The organism is Mesorhizobium sp. WSM4306 (assembly GCF_007003975.1).
Lineage (GTDB): Bacteria > Pseudomonadota > Alphaproteobacteria > Rhizobiales > Rhizobiaceae > Mesorhizobium.
On record NZ_VFTC01000013.1, the window covers coordinates 1 to 15,433 of the forward strand.

Annotated in this window: 14 protein-coding genes; 6 read left to right on the forward strand and 8 right to left on the reverse strand. The window is 63.7% G+C overall.

The features are described 5' to 3' along the window. On the forward strand, positions 1-742 hold a 742-nt coding region (gene xdhC / locus FJV77_RS16540; protein WP_246691286.1), incomplete at its 5' end, for a xanthine dehydrogenase accessory protein XdhC. 13 nt (positions 743-755) lie between these two features. Here the strand turns inward: xdhC and FJV77_RS16545 are convergent. The 3 genes from FJV77_RS16545 to FJV77_RS16555 form a co-directional block, all read right to left on the reverse strand. Continuing rightward, positions 756-2,006 carry an LLM class flavin-dependent oxidoreductase gene (locus FJV77_RS16545; protein ID WP_142867854.1) on the reverse strand — a complete coding sequence of 417 codons (1,251 nt, stop codon included), beginning with the start codon at positions 2,004-2,006 and terminating at the stop codon, positions 756-758. Beyond that, the gene (locus FJV77_RS16550; protein ID WP_142867855.1) at positions 2,003-2,950 is read right to left on the reverse strand and encodes an LLM class flavin-dependent oxidoreductase; all 948 of its coding nucleotides are present in this window, start codon (positions 2,948-2,950) and stop codon (positions 2,003-2,005) included. Before FJV77_RS16550 ends, FJV77_RS16545 begins: the two co-directional genes overlap by 4 nt. A gap of 136 nt (positions 2,951-3,086) precedes the next feature. Then, positions 3,087-4,007 carry a LysR family transcriptional regulator gene (locus tag FJV77_RS16555; RefSeq protein WP_142867856.1) on the reverse strand — a complete coding sequence of 307 codons (921 nt, stop codon included), beginning with the start codon at positions 4,005-4,007 and terminating at the stop codon, positions 3,087-3,089. Positions 4,008-4,146: 139 nt separating this feature from the next. Between FJV77_RS16555 and FJV77_RS16560 the strand changes: the two genes are divergently transcribed. The 4 genes from FJV77_RS16560 to FJV77_RS16575 all read left to right on the forward strand — a co-directional run bounded on the left by FJV77_RS16560 (position 4,147) and on the right by FJV77_RS16575 (position 8,601). Continuing rightward, entirely contained in the window at positions 4,147-5,364 is a 1,218-nt protein-coding gene (locus FJV77_RS16560; RefSeq protein ID WP_142867857.1) for a urate hydroxylase PuuD, read from the forward strand. A 3-nt stretch (positions 5,365-5,367) separates the two neighbouring features. Further along, positions 5,368-6,684, forward strand: coding sequence for a guanine deaminase (gene guaD, locus FJV77_RS16565; protein WP_142867858.1), 1,317 nt, complete (start codon positions 5,368-5,370; stop codon positions 6,682-6,684). A gap of 157 nt (positions 6,685-6,841) precedes the next feature. Then, positions 6,842-7,339: a heme-degrading domain-containing protein gene (locus tag FJV77_RS16570; RefSeq protein WP_142867859.1), complete on the forward strand. Its 498-nt coding sequence runs from the start codon at positions 6,842-6,844 to the stop codon at positions 7,337-7,339. After that, positions 7,336-8,601 carry a glycerate kinase gene (locus FJV77_RS16575; RefSeq protein ID WP_142867860.1) on the forward strand — a complete coding sequence of 422 codons (1,266 nt, stop codon included), beginning with the start codon at positions 7,336-7,338 and terminating at the stop codon, positions 8,599-8,601. Before FJV77_RS16570 ends, FJV77_RS16575 begins: the two co-directional genes overlap by 4 nt. Before the next feature lie 217 nt (positions 8,602-8,818). Here the strand turns inward: FJV77_RS16575 and FJV77_RS16580 are convergent, their stop codons facing one another. From FJV77_RS16580 to FJV77_RS16590, 3 genes are all read right to left on the reverse strand, one after another. Further along, positions 8,819-9,355, reverse strand: coding sequence for a UdgX family uracil-DNA binding protein (locus tag FJV77_RS16580; RefSeq protein WP_246691292.1), 537 nt, complete (start codon positions 9,353-9,355; stop codon positions 8,819-8,821). Positions 9,356-9,546: 191 nt separating this feature from the next. Next, on the reverse strand, positions 9,547-10,932 hold the full coding sequence (locus FJV77_RS16585; RefSeq protein WP_142867861.1) for a glutamine synthetase family protein: 1,386 nt from the start codon (positions 10,930-10,932) through the stop codon (positions 9,547-9,549). A gap of 62 nt (positions 10,933-10,994) precedes the next feature. Then, positions 10,995-12,377 (reverse strand): aspartate aminotransferase family protein, encoded by a 1,383-nt coding sequence (locus tag FJV77_RS16590; RefSeq protein WP_142867862.1) that lies wholly within the window; start codon positions 12,375-12,377, stop codon positions 10,995-10,997. 159 nt (positions 12,378-12,536) lie between these two features. Here FJV77_RS16590 and FJV77_RS16595 point away from each other — a divergent pair, with 159 nt between their 5' ends. After that, positions 12,537-12,989, forward strand: coding sequence for a hypothetical protein (locus FJV77_RS16595; protein ID WP_142867863.1), 453 nt, complete (start codon positions 12,537-12,539; stop codon positions 12,987-12,989). Between the two features lies 1 nt (position 12,990). Here the strand turns inward: FJV77_RS16595 and FJV77_RS16600 are convergent, their stop codons facing one another. Then, entirely contained in the window at positions 12,991-13,965 is a 975-nt protein-coding gene (locus tag FJV77_RS16600) for a WD40 repeat domain-containing protein (RefSeq protein ID WP_142867864.1), read from the reverse strand. Positions 13,966-14,212: 247 nt separating this feature from the next. Then, positions 14,213-15,268, reverse strand: coding sequence for a GTP-binding protein (locus tag FJV77_RS16610; protein WP_142867866.1), 1,056 nt, complete (start codon positions 15,266-15,268; stop codon positions 14,213-14,215). Positions 15,269-15,433: the final 165 nt, after the last annotated feature.

Consider the following 15,433-nt stretch of genomic DNA (forward strand, 5'->3'; position numbering starts at 1 on the left):
GACCCCCACTGCCGCGACGACCCCACCCGGCGGCTTCGCCGCCACCCTCCCCTCGAGGGGGAGGGGAACTCGCATCGAGGTCGATGAAATCTGCGCCACGCTCGATGTGCCGCTCGGGCCGGAGATCGGCCAGTGCTGCGGCGGGCGCGTCGAAGTGCTGATCAGGCTCGTCGATGCGACGCTGGCGCAAGAACTGGTTGCAGCGGCGGAAGCCGAGGAGGCTCATTTGCCGCATGTCTATGTCTTCGGCGGCGGCCATGTCGGCCAGGCGCTGGCTGCGTCGCTGGCGCTTTTGCCCGTGCACGCCGTCGTCATCGAAACCCGAGCCGAAGCGCTGGAAGGCATGCCAGAAACCGTCGAGACGCGACTGACGCCGATGCCGGAGGCCGAGATACGCAAAGCGCCTGCCGGCGCCGCCTTCGCCATCCTCACCCACGACCACGCGCTGGATTTCCTCATCGTCGCCGAGGCGCTCAAGCGCGACGACGCGGCCTATGTCGGCATGATCGGCTCGAAGACCAAGAAGGCGACATTCAAGCACTGGTTTCTGAAATCGGCGGAGGGCACGGAGGCTGAGTTCGCCCGCCTCGTCTCGCCGATCGGCGGCGACGGGGTCAAGGACAAGCGCCCACCGGTGATCGCAGCGCTGGCGGCGGCCGAGATCATGACGGCGCTGGTCGTTCACAACGCGACGTCAAATATCGACCATCCGGTCCAACGAGACAAGGAAATAGCCGGCTAACTTTTCGTCACAGCTACGCCGGCCGCTTCAGGCCCAGATGCTCGCGTAGCGTACTGCCCTCATAATCCTGGCGGAACAGGCCACGCCGCTGCAGTTCCGGCACCACGAGTTCGCAAAAGGCATCGAGTTCGCCGGGAAAATAGGACGGCATGACATTGAATCCGTCGGCGCCGCCGCCTTCGAACCGCGCTTGCAACTCGTCCGCGACCTGGGCGGCTGTACCGACAATGCGCCAATGGCCGCGGGCGCCTGCGAAGTGACGGGCAAGTTGGCGGATGGAAAGGCCATCCCGGCGGGACTGTTCGACCACCAGCGCCTGCCGGCTTTTCATGCCCTCTGTCTCCGGCAACTCCGGCATGGGTCCGTCGACCGGATAGCGCCAAAGGTCCGAGATGCTGAGATAGCTGGAAAGCAGCGCCACGCCGACATCGTCGGGGATCAACGCCTGCAATTCCTCATGTTTTTCGCGCGCTTCGGCCTCGGTTTCCGCAACCACGGGCGCGACGCCGGGCATGATCTTGATGTCATCGGGCTCGCGGCCATAGGCCGCCATGCGGCCCTTGAGATCGTCATAGAAGGCTTTCGCCTCCTCGATGGTCTGCGCCGCCGTGAACACCACGTCGGCGGTGCGGGCGGCAAGGTCCCGGCCGACATCCGAGGCGCCTGCCTGCACCATCACCGGCGCACCCTGCGGCGAGCGTGGCAGGTCGAGCGGATCGCGCACCGAAAAACTCTGACCGTCATAGCCTTGAAAGCCGGCGCCTTGCCAAAGTCCAGTGACGACCTCGGCGAATTCGCGCGCCCGCTCATAGCGGTCGGCGTGGGGTTTGAGGCCCGTCGCGCCGAAATTGGCGGCTTCGATCGGGCTGGCCGATGTCACCAGATTCCAGCCGGCGCGACCGCCGCTTAAGTGATCGAGCGACAGGAAGGTGCGCGCCAGGCCGTAAGGCTCGTTGTAGCTGGTCGACGCCGTCGAGACGAGGCCGATGCGGCTGGTCTGAACGGCGAGCGCCGACAGCAGGCTGATCGGCTCGAAGCCGATCGAACGCGAGGTCTGGCTGGCGATGCCGACATTGGTTTCGCGCAGGCCGGCGGCGTCCTCGCAGAAGATCATATCGAACTTCGCCGCTTCCGCCGTGCGCACCAGCCGGATGTAATGGTCGATGTCGATGCCGGCGGTCACATGCGCCTTGGGGTGGCGCCAAGCGGCGATGTGGTGGCCCGTCGCCCACAGGAAGGCGCCGAGTTTCATCTGACGAGTCATCGGTCGCCTCCGGCAAGTCCGAGGTGCGAGCGTAGCGTCGTTCCGGGATAGTCCGGGTGGACAAGGCCGCGCTGATGCAGGTCCGGCAGCACGCGGCCGACGAAATCGTCCAGCGCCGAGGGTGGCATTACGATGTTGAACCCGTCGCAGCTTTTCGAGCGGAACAGCTCTTCCAACCTATCGGGACTGATATCCGGTCCATTGGCGCTGACGTTCACAAGCGCCTTCACTGCATGAGGATCGCGCCCGCATGCGGCGACGCGGCGCTTGAGGTCGTCGTAGCGCGCCTTGGTGTCTTCAGCCTCGTCTAGCAAGACGACATCGGCGGTGCGGGAGGCAAGATCAAGATCGGCCTCCGACACATCTGACAGCACCAGCACTGGCGTATCCTGCGGCGAGCGCGCGACATTCAGCGGTCCGCGCACCGAGAAGAACTCGCCCTTGTGGTCGAGCAGATGCATCTTGTCGGGGTCGTGGAAACGGCCGCCGACCTTGTCGAACAGCAGCGCATCCGCGTCCCAGCCGTGCCATAGGCCTTGGACGATGCCGATATATTCTTCCGTACGACGCCGGAAATCGTTATCGGAAAACCCATCCGGCCGGCTGAAATTGGCGGCTTCGCGCGGCGCCTGCGCCATGGTCGCGTGCCAGCCGGCGCGGCCATGGCTGATGATGTCGAGCGAAGCAAAACGGCGCGCCAGATTGTAGGGCTGGTGGGTGACCGTCGAAGCAGCGGCGACGAGGCCGATCCGGCTCGTCACCGTCGCCAGCGCGGCGAGTAAGGTCGTCGCTTCGAAAGGGCTCGACCCGCCGCTGCCCGGCGTGGAGTCCTCGAGGACGAGCATGTCCAGCTCGGCCGCTTCCGCATGCTTGGCAAAATCGGCGAGATCGCTGAAGGCGAGCGGTTGCCCGGAAGCAATGTTGAGCGAAACGGCGAGATGCATTGTGGTTTGCTCGTCAGTCGGCGCGGGGCCATCGAGGCGGAGTATGCAAACCTAAAGTCGCTTGCGTTTAAGGCAACCCTTGCGACTGGGCCAACGGCCCATCACTTTCCGGCCAGGCTATTTGCCGGCCAGCCCCCTATTTGCCGGCCAGAAGGTCCTTAATCAGCCGCTGGCAGCGCTCGGCCATGAAGTCGAGCAGCAGCCGCACCTTGGGGTCCTGCAGCTTCTTGTGCGGATAGACGGCGGCGAACTGCACCGGGGTCGGCGGTGTGCTGGCCAGGATCACCTGCAGCCGCCGGTCGCGGATGAAGGGTTCGACCTCGAAGCGCGGCTTGTTGATGATGCCGCGCCCCGACAGAGCCCAGCCGGTCAACACATCGCCATCGTCGGTGTCGTAGGGGCCGTGCACCTCGAATTTCTGCGGACCGGACGGCGTCTGCAGCGTCCAGACATGTTCGCGCGCCCCGGAATAGCGCAGCATAAGGCAGTCGTGCTTCTTGCCGATCAGCTCTTGCGGCTCCATCGGTTCGCCGCGCGCTTCCAGATATTTCGGCGCCGCGACCAACACCCGCTCGCATTCCATGATACCGCGCATTCTCAAACTGGAATCCTCGATGATGCCGAGCTTGAAGGCGACGTCGATGCCTTCCTTCATGATATCGATGTTGTGATCCGAGAGCCTCAGCCGCACCTCGATATCGGGGTATTTGTCGTGGAAATCCGGAATGCCTGACGCCACCAGCCGCCGGCCTAGGCCGAGCGGCGCCGTGACCCGGATGGTGCCGCGCGGCTGGCCGGACAGCGCCGAGACGGCAGCCTCGGCTTCCGTGATCGCTTCCAGCACCTGCTTGGCGCCGGAATAGAACACATTGCCGTGCTCCGTCGGCATCAACTGCCTGGTCGTGCGGTTGAACAGCCTGACCCCGAGGTGCTTTTCCAGCTCCTTGATGCGGTTGGAGGCGACCGCCGGCGAAATGCGCATGTCGCGGCCTGCCGCCGACAGATTGCCCAGCTCGACGACGCGGACGAAGACGGCGATGTTGTCGAGATAGGCCATGCGGGTTCGTGGCTCTTTATGTGGCTGCGTAGGGTAACCCTAGTATTTTCCATTTTTTTTTGAAAGTCATCGTACACCTCGCCTCTTTTCGTTTGCGTACCACACCGTAAAGTCAACCGAACGGCAGGGACGATTTCACATGATGGATTTCGCGATTTTCTGGGACTGGCTGAGTTTCGCCGTGCGCTGGCTGCACGTCGTCACCGGCATTGCCTGGATCGGCTCGTCCTTCTATTTCGTCGCCCTCGATCTCGGCCTGCGCCAGCGCCCCGGCATGCCGGTCGGCGCCTTCGGCGAGGAATGGCAGGTGCATGGCGGCGGCTTCTACCACATCCAGAAGTATCTGGTGGCGCCGGCCGAAATGCCCGAGCACCTGACCTGGTTCAAATGGGAATCCTACGCCACCTGGCTGTCAGGCTTCGCCATGCTGTGCGTGGTCTACTATGCCGGCGCCGACCTGTTCCTGATCGATCCCAACGTGCTGCCCATGTCGGTGCCCGTCGGCATCCTTTTGTCGATGGCCACCATCGGCGTTGGCTGGGTGGTCTACGACCTGCTCTGCCGTTCGCCGCTCGGCAAAAGCGACACCGGGCTGATGCTGGTGCTCTATGGCGTGCTGGTGTTCATTGCCTGGGGGCTGACGCATCTGTTCACCGGCCGCGCCGCTTTCCTGCATCTCGGCGCCATCACCGCCACGATCATGTCGGCCAACGTCTTTATGGTCATCATTCCAAACCAGAAGATCGTCGTTGCCGACCTGATCGCCGGCCGCAAGCCCGATCCGAAATACGGCAAGATCGCCAAGCAGCGCTCACTGCACAACAATTACCTGACGCTGCCCGTGCTGTTCCTGATGCTGTCGAACCACTATCCGCTGGCGTTCGCGACGCAGTTCAACTGGGTCATCGCCTCGCTGGTGTTCATCATCGGTGTCTTGATCCGGCACTATTTCAACACCGTGCACATGCGTGCCGGCAATCCGCACTGGACCTGGATGGCGGCCGCCGTGCTGTTCATGATCATCATCTGGCTATCGACGGCGCCGAAAATACTGACCGGCGAACCCAAGGCGTCCGCCGCGGCCGAGGTCTATATTGCATCAGCGCATTTCCCGGCCGTGCGCGACACCGTGCTTGGCCGCTGCTCGATGTGCCATGCCGCCGAGCCGGTCTATGAGGGCATCTACCACGCGCCGAAAGGCGTGATGCTCGACACCGACGCCGGCATTGCCGAACATGCCCGCGAGATCTATTTGCAGGCTGGGCGCAGCCATGCCATGCCGCCCGCCAACGTCACCCAGATCAGCGACAAGGAACGGGCGCTGCTGGTCGCCTGGTTCGAAGGCGCAGGGAAATAAAGCATGACCCCTAGAATTCTGCGCGGCCGCACGCTGAGCTTTTTGCGCTGGCCTGAAAGCATCGATGACCATGCCGCCTGGCGTTACGAGGAGGATGGCGGCCTGCTGATTAGCGACGGCCGGATCATTGCTGCCGGCGCCTATGCGCAGGTCGAGAAACAGGCGGGCGAAGGCGTAAAGAAAATCGACCACCGGCCGCATCTGCTGCTGCCAGGCTTCATCGACGCGCATGTACATTTTCCGCAGATGCAGGTCATCGCTTCCTATGGCGCCGAACTGCTCGACTGGCTGAACACCTACACTTTTCCCGAAGAGACCAAATTCGCCAACGCCCAGCACGGTCGCCGCATTGCGCGGCTGTTCCTCGACGAGATGGTGCGCCACGGCACGACGACGGTCGCCGCCTATTGTTCGGTGCACAAGGCGTCCGCCGAAGCCTTTTTCGCCGAATCGCATGATCGCAACATGCTCAACATCGCCGGCAAGGTGATGATGGACCGCAACGCGCCGGCAGGCGTGCTCGATACGCCGCAATCCGGCTATGATGACAGCAAGGCGCTGATTGCGGAATGGCACGGCAAGGGGCGGCAGCTCTATGCGATCACTCCGCGCTTCGCCATCACCTCCTCGCCTAAACAGCTGGAGATGTCGGGCGCGCTTTGCCGTGAGCATCCCGACCTGCATATGCAGACGCATCTGTCGGAAAACCATGCCGAGATCGCTTTCACGCAAAAACTCTATCCGCAGGCGCGCGACTATACCGATGTCTATGAGCAGTATGGGCTGTTGGGCAAAAAGAGCCTGTTCGGCCACTGCATCCATCTCAGCGAACGCGAGGCGGATGCGCTGTCGGACAGTGGTTCGGTGGCGGTGTTTTGCCCGACCTCGAACCTGTTTCTCGGCTCAGGCCTGTTCGACTACCAGCGCTTTCGTCGTCGTCAGAAGCCGTTGCGCATCGCAGCTGCGACGGACGTCGGCGGCGGTACCAATTACTCGATGCTGCGCACCATGGACGAGGGCTACAAGGTGATCGCGCTGAATGGCGAGAAGCTGAACCCGCTCCAGTCCTTCTGGCAGATCACGCGCGGCAATGCCGAGGCGCTGTCGGTGGCGGAGAAGGTCGGCACGCTGGATGAAGGTACCGACGCCGACATCACCGTGCTCGACGCCCGCGCCACGCCGGCGATGCGGCTCAGGATGGAGACGGTGGAGACGCTGGCCGAAGAACTGTTCCTGCTGCAGACGCTGGGTGACGATCGCGCGGTGCGTGAGGTTTATGTTGCGGGAAGGCCGGCCAAGAGCGACATGATCGCGGGGTAAGACCCCCTCACCCGGATTGCCGACGCTGGCGTCAGTCTCTTCTCCCCATCGGGGAGAAGGTGGCCGCGAAGCGGCCGGATGAGGGGGCCTTGGCAACGGGACCTAACCCGGCAATCCTTGTCGTACACACGACGTGTGACGATTTCGGAGAAAGAAAATGGCCGCTGCGGACGATATCGCTCTGATCCAGAAACAGGAAGAGACGCTGGTCTTCCCGGCCTTCGACGAGGCAGTGGCCTTCAAGATCGGCGTCGCGATCCGCAAGCGGGCTCTGGCTGACAATTTGCCGATCATCGTCGACATCAGGCTGTGGGACCGGCCGCTGTTCTATGCCGCGATGCCGGGCTCGAACGCCTCCAACCCCGACTGGGCGCGGCGCAAGATCAATGTGGTGAAGCGCTACCTCAAAAGCACCTACCGCATGGTGCTGGAGCAGCAGCGGCCGGACCGCACCTTCAAGATCGGCGAGGCCCTGGATATTGCCGACTATGTGCTGGCCGGAGGCGGTTTTCCCATAGCGGTCAAGGGCGCCGGCGTCATCGGCGTCATTGCTGTGTCGGGCCTGCCGGAGCGCCAGGACCATGGCGTCGTCGTCGATGCGCTGTGCGATCATCTCGGCGTCGACAAGCGCAAGCTGGCGCTGGCTGCGGAATGACTATGCTCGATCCGAAATCCTTCCTCATTTCGATCTTCAATGCCGCCGTTGCCGCCGCCGATCCGGAGCGGACAATCAGGGATCATCTGCCGGCTAGGCCCAAGGGCCGCACCATTGTCATCGGCGCCGGCAAAGGCTCGGCGCAGATGGCGGCGGCGTTCGAGAAGGTCTGGGACGGTCCGATCGAAGGGCTGGTCGCCACCCGCTACGGCTACGGCGCCAAATGCGAGCGCATCGAGATCATCGAGGCGGCGCATCCGGTGCCGGACGCCGCAGGGCTCGAAGCCTCGCGTCGTTTGCTGGAAAAGGTGCAAGGGCTGACCGCCGACGATCTCGTGGTGGCGCTGATATCGGGCGGCGGCTCGGCGCTGCTGCCGTCGCCGGCCGCCGGGCTGACGTTGGCCGATGAGATCGCCGTCAACGAGGCGCTGCTTGCTTCCGGCGCGCCGATTGCGGCCATGAACACCATCCGCAAGCATGTTTCGACCATCAAGGGCGGCAGGCTGGCGGCGGCTGCGTATCCGGCCAAGGTCGTGTCGCTGGTCGTCTCGGACATTCCGGGCGACAATCCGGCGCTGGTCGCTTCCGGCCCGACCGTGCCCGACACCGGCAGCCGCGCCGATGCGCTGGCCTCGATCGCGGCCTATGGCATGAAACTGCCGGATGCCGTCATGGCGCACATCAATTCGCCGGCCGCCGATGCGCCTAGTCCCGGGGATGAGCGCTTTTCACGCAATGAAGTGCATCTGATCGCCTCGGCCGGCGTTTCGTTGGAAGCAGCAGCCGCAGAGGCAAAACGGCAAGGCATCGAGGCCGTCATTCTCTCCGATTCCATCGAGGGCGAAGCGCGTGAGGTGGGTGGCGTGCATGCCGCCATTGCGCGCGAGGTGGCGACGCGCAACCGGCCATTCCAGAAGCCAGTGCTGATCCTGTCGGGCGGCGAGACAACGGTCACTTTGCGCGCCAAGGGCAAGGGCGGCCGCAACTCCGAATTCCTGCTCGCCTTCGCCATCGGCATCAGCGGTGCGGACAATATCCATGCACTGGCCGCCGACACGGATGGCATCGACGGCTCCGAAGACAATGCCGGCGCCTTCGCCGATGGTTCGACGGTATCGCGTATGCGAGCGGCCAGTGTGGACGCCAAGGCGATGCTGGTCGGCAACAATGCCTGGACTGCCTTCAATGCCGTCGGAGATCTGTTCGTGCCGGGGCCTACGGGCACAAATGTGAATGATCTGAGAGCGATCCTCATTCGTTAGGGCGCGGGCAGTGCCGTTAACGCAACGTTCGCGCTGCCCCTCATCCGCCTGCCGGCACCTTCTCCCCGTATAGCGACGGGGAGAAGGCAGCTGACCACGTGGCGTTGCCCTTCCTGCGCGATTAGAAAAGAGCCGAAGACAGCGTCTTTCTCCCCGTTACTATACGGGGAGAAATGTCCGGCAGGACAATGAGGGGCAGCGCTGACCGTCGATCCGATCAAGCCGCCATAAGTCGCTTCACCTGTGTCATATCCTTCAAAAACCGTTTCCTCTCAGCCTCCTTGTCCGCAGGCTCGCGGATGCGCAGGATGAACGAGGGGTGGATGGTGATGAACACACGCAGGCCGTCCTCGCGCTCCATCACCTGGCCGCGCATCTTCATCACCGGTGTCGTCTTGCCCAGCAGCGACAATGCCGCCGTTGCACCAAGCGCGACGGCAAGGTGCGGCTTGATCAGTTCGAACTCCTGGTCGAGCCACCAGCGACATGCCTGCACCTCGCCGGCATTCGGCTTGGAGTGGATGCGGCGTTTGCCGCGAGGTTCGAACTTGAAGTGTTTGACCGCGTTGGTGACATAGACCTTTTGGCGGTCGACACCGGCATCGTCGAGGATGGTATCGAAAACCTTGCCTGCCGGACCGACGAATGGTTTGCCGGCGAGGTCTTCCTGATCACCGGGCTGTTCGCCGACGAAGACCACCTTGGCGTTCTCAGGTCCTTCGCCGAATACGGTCTGTGTCGCGTCGCGCCACAGCGGGCAGCGGCGGCAGCCCTTCGCGGCCTCGCGATGGAGGCACTGTCTTCGTCCAGCACCGGTTCGACGCGCCGCACGGAAATGTGTCTGGCGGGCATTTTTGCTTCACGTGGAAGGCCTGTGGTCGCCATGATCGTGCCTCGTCCATTCGAGATTGAAATGGATAAGGCCGACGATGGTTCCTGCTGCCGTCACACCTCGTGCAGATAGAGGTGGTAGTCCAGTTCGCTGACGGTGCGGGCGACGCGCAGATATTCGGACTGCTTGATCGCCACGAACGTGCGGTGGAGATCCTCGCCCAGCGCCTCTTTCAGGAAGCTCGAGGCCCGCGCCGCCTCGATCGCGGCGCGCCAGTCGACCGGCATGGTCGTGCGCGTGACGGCGGCTTCATAGCCATTGCCAGTGGTCTCCGGACCAGGGTCGAGGCCTTCGTCCAGTCCCTTGATGATGCCGGCCAGTACCGTCGCCGCGATCAGGTAGGGATTGGCGTCGACGCCCGACGGCCGATGTTCGATGCGCCGGTTCTTCGCATCGCCCGCCGGCACGCGCAGCGCCACCGAACGGTTGTTGACGCCCCAGGTTGGCGCCACTGGCGCATAGGATTGCGAGACGAAGCGCCGCCAGGAATTGGCGTGCGGCGCAAACACCAGCATAGATTCGGCCATCGTCTGGATCAGGCCGCCGAGCCCCTGCAGCAGCGGCAGCGACCAGCTCTCGCCACCGGCCTCGGCAAACACGTTTCGGCCTACCTTGTCCTGCAGCGAGACATGGAAATGCATGCCGGAGCCGGCGTATTTTTCGATCGGCTTGGCCATGAAGCAGGCGGTGACGCCGTGCCGGCGCGCCTGCGCCCGCACCAGCCGCTTCAGCATGACCAGGTCATCGGCCGCCCGCATCACATCCTTGCGGTAGTTCAGCGTCAGTTCGTACTGGCCGGGCGCATATTCGGAAATCACCGTCTCGGCCGGAATGCCTTGCGCCTTGGCCGCGGCGTAGATGTCGGAAAACAGCGGCTCCATGCCGTGCAGATGGTCGACCGAATAGACCTCGGTCTTGGCCGAGCGGCGACCGTCGAGCACGGCGTCGGCCGGCTTCACCTTGCCGTCGGCGTCGCGCTCATTGGCAAGCAGGAAAAATTCGAGCTCGAAGGCGCCGGCGGGATAGAGGCCCTTGGCGGCCAATATGTCGACCTGCCTGGCAAGCGCCAGCCGCGGGTCCGACGACATCGGCTGTCCGTCCAGATGGTACATCGCCATAAGCAACTGGCCGCGCGGCGGGCTCGTGCCGTAGAGCGGCACCAGCGTGCCGGGGATCGGCCAGGCCCTGAGGTCGCCGTCGCCGGTCGTCCAGATCAGCCCGGTCTCGTGTACATCCTCGCCGGTGATGTCGAGGCCCAGGATCGAGATCGGCATGTGGCGGCCGCCCTCATAAATGCTTTTCAGCTCATGCCGGCGCACGATCTTGCCGCGGCCGACGCCATTGGCGTCGGTCAAGACGATGTCAAAAGCCTCGATTTCAGGATGGGCGTCGAGAAAGGCTTGCGCCTCGGCGGGCGTCGAGCCCGAAGGTGAAGTCATGATTACTCTACTCAAGGTTTGCTTGGCAGGCCGTTCGTTAGCCGCCCGTTCAGTCGCTTGTCTCATGCCGTCAGCCTTGCCGCAACTGTGGCGAAGGCGGTGATCAGCCGGTTGACCTGGGCGCCGGTGGTGGCCGGCGAGATCAGCATCATGTTGTGGAAGGGCGCGATCAGCACGCCCTGGTTGACCAGCGCGACATGAACAGCCGCTTCGAGCTCCGGCGCATGCGCTGCCTCGGCCTCGGCGCCGTCTTTGAGCGGGTCAGGCGCGCAGATGAACTCGACGCGAGCGCCGACGCGGGCGACATGCCAGGGCAGATTGTAGCGGTCGATGACCCCGGTCAGGCCGGCGTCGAGCCGCAATGCCAAGCGGTCCATCCGGTCATAATTCCCCTGCGTCATCACTTCTTCCAGCGTCGAGCGCATCGCCGCAAACTGCAAAGGATTGGCCGACAACGTCGTGCCCATGCCGGAATAGCCGGGCTGCTTGGTCCTGTTGTAATCGGCGTAGCGGGTGGCGACCTCGTCGCTCATCCCCCACACACTCGCCGGCACGCCACCGGCGATCGGCTTGCCTAGCACGAACAGGTCGGGTTGCAGCCCGAATTTCCTGGTGTAGCCGCCGGGACCGGTGGAGATGGTGTGGGTCTCGTCGATCAAAAGCAGCGTGCCGGCCGCGCGTGTCAGTTTGCGCAGCGCATCGTGAAAACCGCGATCGGGCAGCACCATGCAGGAATTGGTCAGCACCGGCTCGGCGATGACGCAGGCCACGTCCTTGTCCTTGAGCGCCGCTTCCAGCGCGGCGACATCGTTGAATTCGATAACCTTCGCGGTCCTGGTCAGGTCGCGGAATTCGCCCGCCAGTCCCGGCCGGTTTACAGCTTTGCCGTCGACCAGCCGCACCATCGTCTCGTCGACCGAGCCGTGATAGCAGCCGTTGAAAACCAGGATCTTTTCGCGACCGGTGATTGCGCGGGCAACCCGCAGCGCGAAGCGGTTGGCGTCGGTGGCGGTGGTGGCGATCTGCCAGAATGGCAGGCCGAAACGCTCTTGCAGCAGCGGCCCGATGGCCAGCGCATCCTCCGAAGGCAGCATGTAGGTCAGCCCGCGCCCGGCCTGGCGGCGGATGGCACGCGCCACCGGCGGCGGCGAATGGCCGAACATCGAGCCGGTGTCGCCGAGGCAGAAATCGTCGAGCCTGATACCGTCAATGTCGGTGATGGTGGCGCCTCTGGCGCTGTCGACCAGGATCGGGAACGGCGTCGGCCAGTCGTTCATCCAGTGCATCGGCACGCCGCCGAAGAAGCCGGGCAGGCCGTTACCCACCTTGGCCGCCGATTTCGGCCGCGCCTTGCGAAAAGCCTCGGCCTCGCTCTCCCGCAATGCAGCGACGCGGTCACGGCTGATGCCGCCGATCGATGGGCCTGAATGGTCGGTTGAATGCATGAAAATCCCCTCTCGGCCAGCACTCTAGCCAATCGCCATCTCAAACCGCAATTGGCCGCCGGGCTGCCCTGTATTGGTTCAGCGGGCATTGGGCTGGCGCTTGACCTTGAGGCCAAGCCCGGTGCCAATACGCTTAGGCATTTGGTTCTGGGGGAGAAAATGCGAGCGATCATCTGTTCGGCGATGTTGCTTTTGTCGGCTGGCGCGGCCTTTGCGAGCGGTGGCATCTGGTGTTCCGCCGATGACAAGGCGGCAAAATTCGAGGTCGAAGCCGGCGTCACCCGGGGCATGGGCGGTCCGACCTTCAACTTTCGTGGCGATCTCGAAATTCTCGGCCGTCCCGACGGCGACAGCCTGCGCAAGACCGTGTTCGAGGATTCCAACCTGACGCAGTACTGGCTGGACGACAAGGAATTGCGGCTGAACATTTACCACGAGCATCAGCTCGGAGATAAATTCAACTCGGTCGAACTGACGATCCTGACCATGACCAGCGACGAAGGCGTCTATGACGGCCAGTATACGCTTGCCGTCTACGACAGTGCCGCCGACACGGAACAGGACGGCAAGCCGAAGGAATTGACCGGCAAGGTGTCCTGCGGAGCGGAGTAGGTCAGGCGGAGATATCGATGACGCCGCAATCGCCGGCGGCGCTGCCGAAGGCGATCCGACGCTCTTCCTTGTCCCACATCAGGGACGTGATCGCGCCCTTGCCCGGCCGGCGCAACAGCACTTCCTTGGCGTCGGCAAAGCGCACCGCCATCACCATACCGTCGTCGTAGCCGACAGCGACGACGTCCTGGCTCGGATGGCAGGCAACAGCGGTCACCATGGCGTTGCCGCGGGTGCCGAGTTCCAGCGGCGCCTTGCCCATCGGGCCGTCCTTGCCGGAAAACGGCCAGACGATCGCCGCCGGCGCGCCGGAACTCGCCAGCCACTTGCCCTTCACGCTCCACGACAGGCTTTTGACCTTGCCGGGATAGCCGGTCATACGCATGTGCTTGCCGTCGGCAAGCTTCCAGCCATGCAGCGCGTTTTCCTGCATGGTGGTGATCAGGAAGGCGCCGTCCGGCGAAAAGGTGATGCCGGTATGGGCGCCGGCCCATTCGAGCTCCACCGGCTTGCCCTCGGCGGCCGGGAAATGCAGCGTCGCGCCATTGTAGCGGGCAACGCCGAAGCGCATGCCCTTGGGCGAGAAAGCCAGCCCCTCGACCGATCGCGGATGGGCGAACTCCTTGGTCTTGCCATCGGCAAAGCGCACGAAGGCGGTCTTGCCCGTGGCATAGGCGATGGCGCCTTGCGGCCCGGCGGCGACGCTGGTGATCCATTTCTTGCCAGCGCTGGCGAGTTCGTTGATCTGGCCGCCAGCTTTCACGGCAAACACCTTGCCGTCCTCGCCGCCCGTGATCAGCCGGTCATTGGCTGCGTCGTGAAAGGTCGAAAGCAACCCATCATTGGCCTGAATTGTCTTGTGGCCATTGTCGAGCCGGTGAACGGCGCCATCGGCCAGCACAAAATGCGGCACGTTGTCGAGGAAGACGGCGGCAAGGCAATGGCCATCGAGATCAAGCGGGGCAACTGTGGGCATCACATCCATTCCAATGAATTTGTCGCCATCCCCGGGAAGCCGCCAGCGCGGCCAGGTGGCGCCAACCTTCTCCCCTTGTGGGAGAAGGTGGATCGGCGCGCAGCGCCGAGACGGATGAGGGGTGTTGGACGGATTGCCGTCCTTGCCAAGCTGGAACACCCCTCATCCGACCTCGCTTCGCGAGGCCACCTTCTCCCACAAGGGGAGAAGGAAGAGCGGGCAGCGCTAGCGCCATAAAGTTCGGAAATCAAGCAGCCTGGCAGGCGTCGAAGCTCTTCTTCAGCCGCTCGGCGTCGAGTTCCCTGCCGATGAACACCAGCCGGCTCTCGTGTTTCTCGCCGTCCTTCCAGGCGCGCTGGTGGTCGCCTTCGATGATCATGTGCACGCCCTGGATGACATAGCGCTCGTCGTCGCCCTTGAGCGCGATGATGCCTTTCAGCCGCAGAATGTTGGGCCCTTCCATCTGGGTGATCTTCTCGATCCACGGGAAGAATTTCTTCGGGTCCATCTCGCCACCGCGCAGCGACACCGACTGCACCGTCACGTCATGGATGTCCGAGGGGTGCGCGTGATCGTGGTGATGTTCGTGCCCGTCATGGTCGTGATGATCATGGTCGTGGTCGTGGTCATGGTGATCATGATCGTGGGCTTCGAGGAAATGCGGGTCGTTTTCCAGCGCGCGCGACAGGTCGAAGGCGCCGCGGTCGAGCACCTCGGACAGCGCCACTCCGGCGCGCGTGGTGCGGTGGATCCTGGCCGCCGGGTTGATGGCGCGGATGGTCGCTTCGACCTTGGCCAGTTCTTCCGGCGTGACCAGGTCGGTCTTGTTGAGCACGACGACGTCGGCGAAGGCGATCTGGTCCTCGGCTTCCCTGGAGTCCTTCAGCCTGAGCGGCAGGTGCTTGGCATCGACCAGCGCCACGACGGCGTCGAGCTTGGTCTTGGAGCGGACGTCGTCGTCCATGAAGAAGGTCTGCGCCACCGGAACCGGGTCGGCGAGCCCGGTGGTCTCGACGACGATGGCGTCGAAACGGCCGGGGCGGCGCATCAGGCCTTCGACGACGCGGATCAGGTCGCCGCGCACCGTGCAGCAGACGCACCCATTGTTCATTTCGTAGATTTCCTCGTCCGATTCCACGATCAACTCGTTGTCGATGCCGATCTCGCCGAATTCATTGACGATGACAGCGTAACGCTTGCCGTGGTTTTCCGACAGGATGCGGTTGAGCAGGGTCGTCTTGCCGGCGCCGAGATAGCCGGTGAGAACGGTCACGGGGATCTGCGTCGTCTGTGCATCGCTCATGTCTTGCCTCGAATGACTGGGCCGCGAAATTCCGGGCCGCACGAAGGGATTGTTGGCCTGATATAGGATGTGTGCCGGCCTTTTGCACGAGGCAAACTGCCCAGGCGTTTGACCCAAGGGGTGACCAGCGGGCGGGTGGACCGACACATCGCCTGAGCAGGCCGT

What these genes read in the sequence shown, in the direction of transcription:
- FJV77_RS16545 (WP_142867854.1), bottom strand. Translation starts at nt 2,006, where the DNA reads ATGACTCGTCAGATGAAACTCGGCGCCTTCCTGTGGGCGACGGGCCAC.
- FJV77_RS16550 (WP_142867855.1), bottom strand. Translation starts at nt 2,950, where the DNA reads ATGCATCTCGCCGTTTCGCTCAACATTGCTTCCGGGCAACCGCTCGCC.
- FJV77_RS16555 (WP_142867856.1), bottom strand. Translation starts at nt 4,007, where the DNA reads ATGGCCTATCTCGACAACATCGCCGTCTTCGTCCGCGTCGTCGAGCTG.
- FJV77_RS16560 (WP_142867857.1), top strand. Translation starts at nt 4,147, where the DNA reads ATGATGGATTTCGCGATTTTCTGGGACTGGCTGAGTTTCGCCGTGCGC.
- guaD (WP_142867858.1), top strand. Translation starts at nt 5,368, where the DNA reads ATGACCCCTAGAATTCTGCGCGGCCGCACGCTGAGCTTTTTGCGCTGG.
- FJV77_RS16570 (WP_142867859.1), top strand. Translation starts at nt 6,842, where the DNA reads ATGGCCGCTGCGGACGATATCGCTCTGATCCAGAAACAGGAAGAGACG.
- FJV77_RS16575 (WP_142867860.1), top strand. Translation starts at nt 7,336, where the DNA reads ATGACTATGCTCGATCCGAAATCCTTCCTCATTTCGATCTTCAATGCC.
- FJV77_RS16585 (WP_142867861.1), bottom strand. Translation starts at nt 10,932, where the DNA reads ATGACTTCACCTTCGGGCTCGACGCCCGCCGAGGCGCAAGCCTTTCTC.
- FJV77_RS16590 (WP_142867862.1), bottom strand. Translation starts at nt 12,377, where the DNA reads ATGCATTCAACCGACCATTCAGGCCCATCGATCGGCGGCATCAGCCGT.
- FJV77_RS16595 (WP_142867863.1), top strand. Translation starts at nt 12,537, where the DNA reads ATGCGAGCGATCATCTGTTCGGCGATGTTGCTTTTGTCGGCTGGCGCG.
- FJV77_RS16600 (WP_142867864.1), bottom strand. Translation starts at nt 13,965, where the DNA reads ATGCCCACAGTTGCCCCGCTTGATCTCGATGGCCATTGCCTTGCCGCC.
- FJV77_RS16610 (WP_142867866.1), bottom strand. Translation starts at nt 15,268, where the DNA reads ATGAGCGATGCACAGACGACGCAGATCCCCGTGACCGTTCTCACCGGC.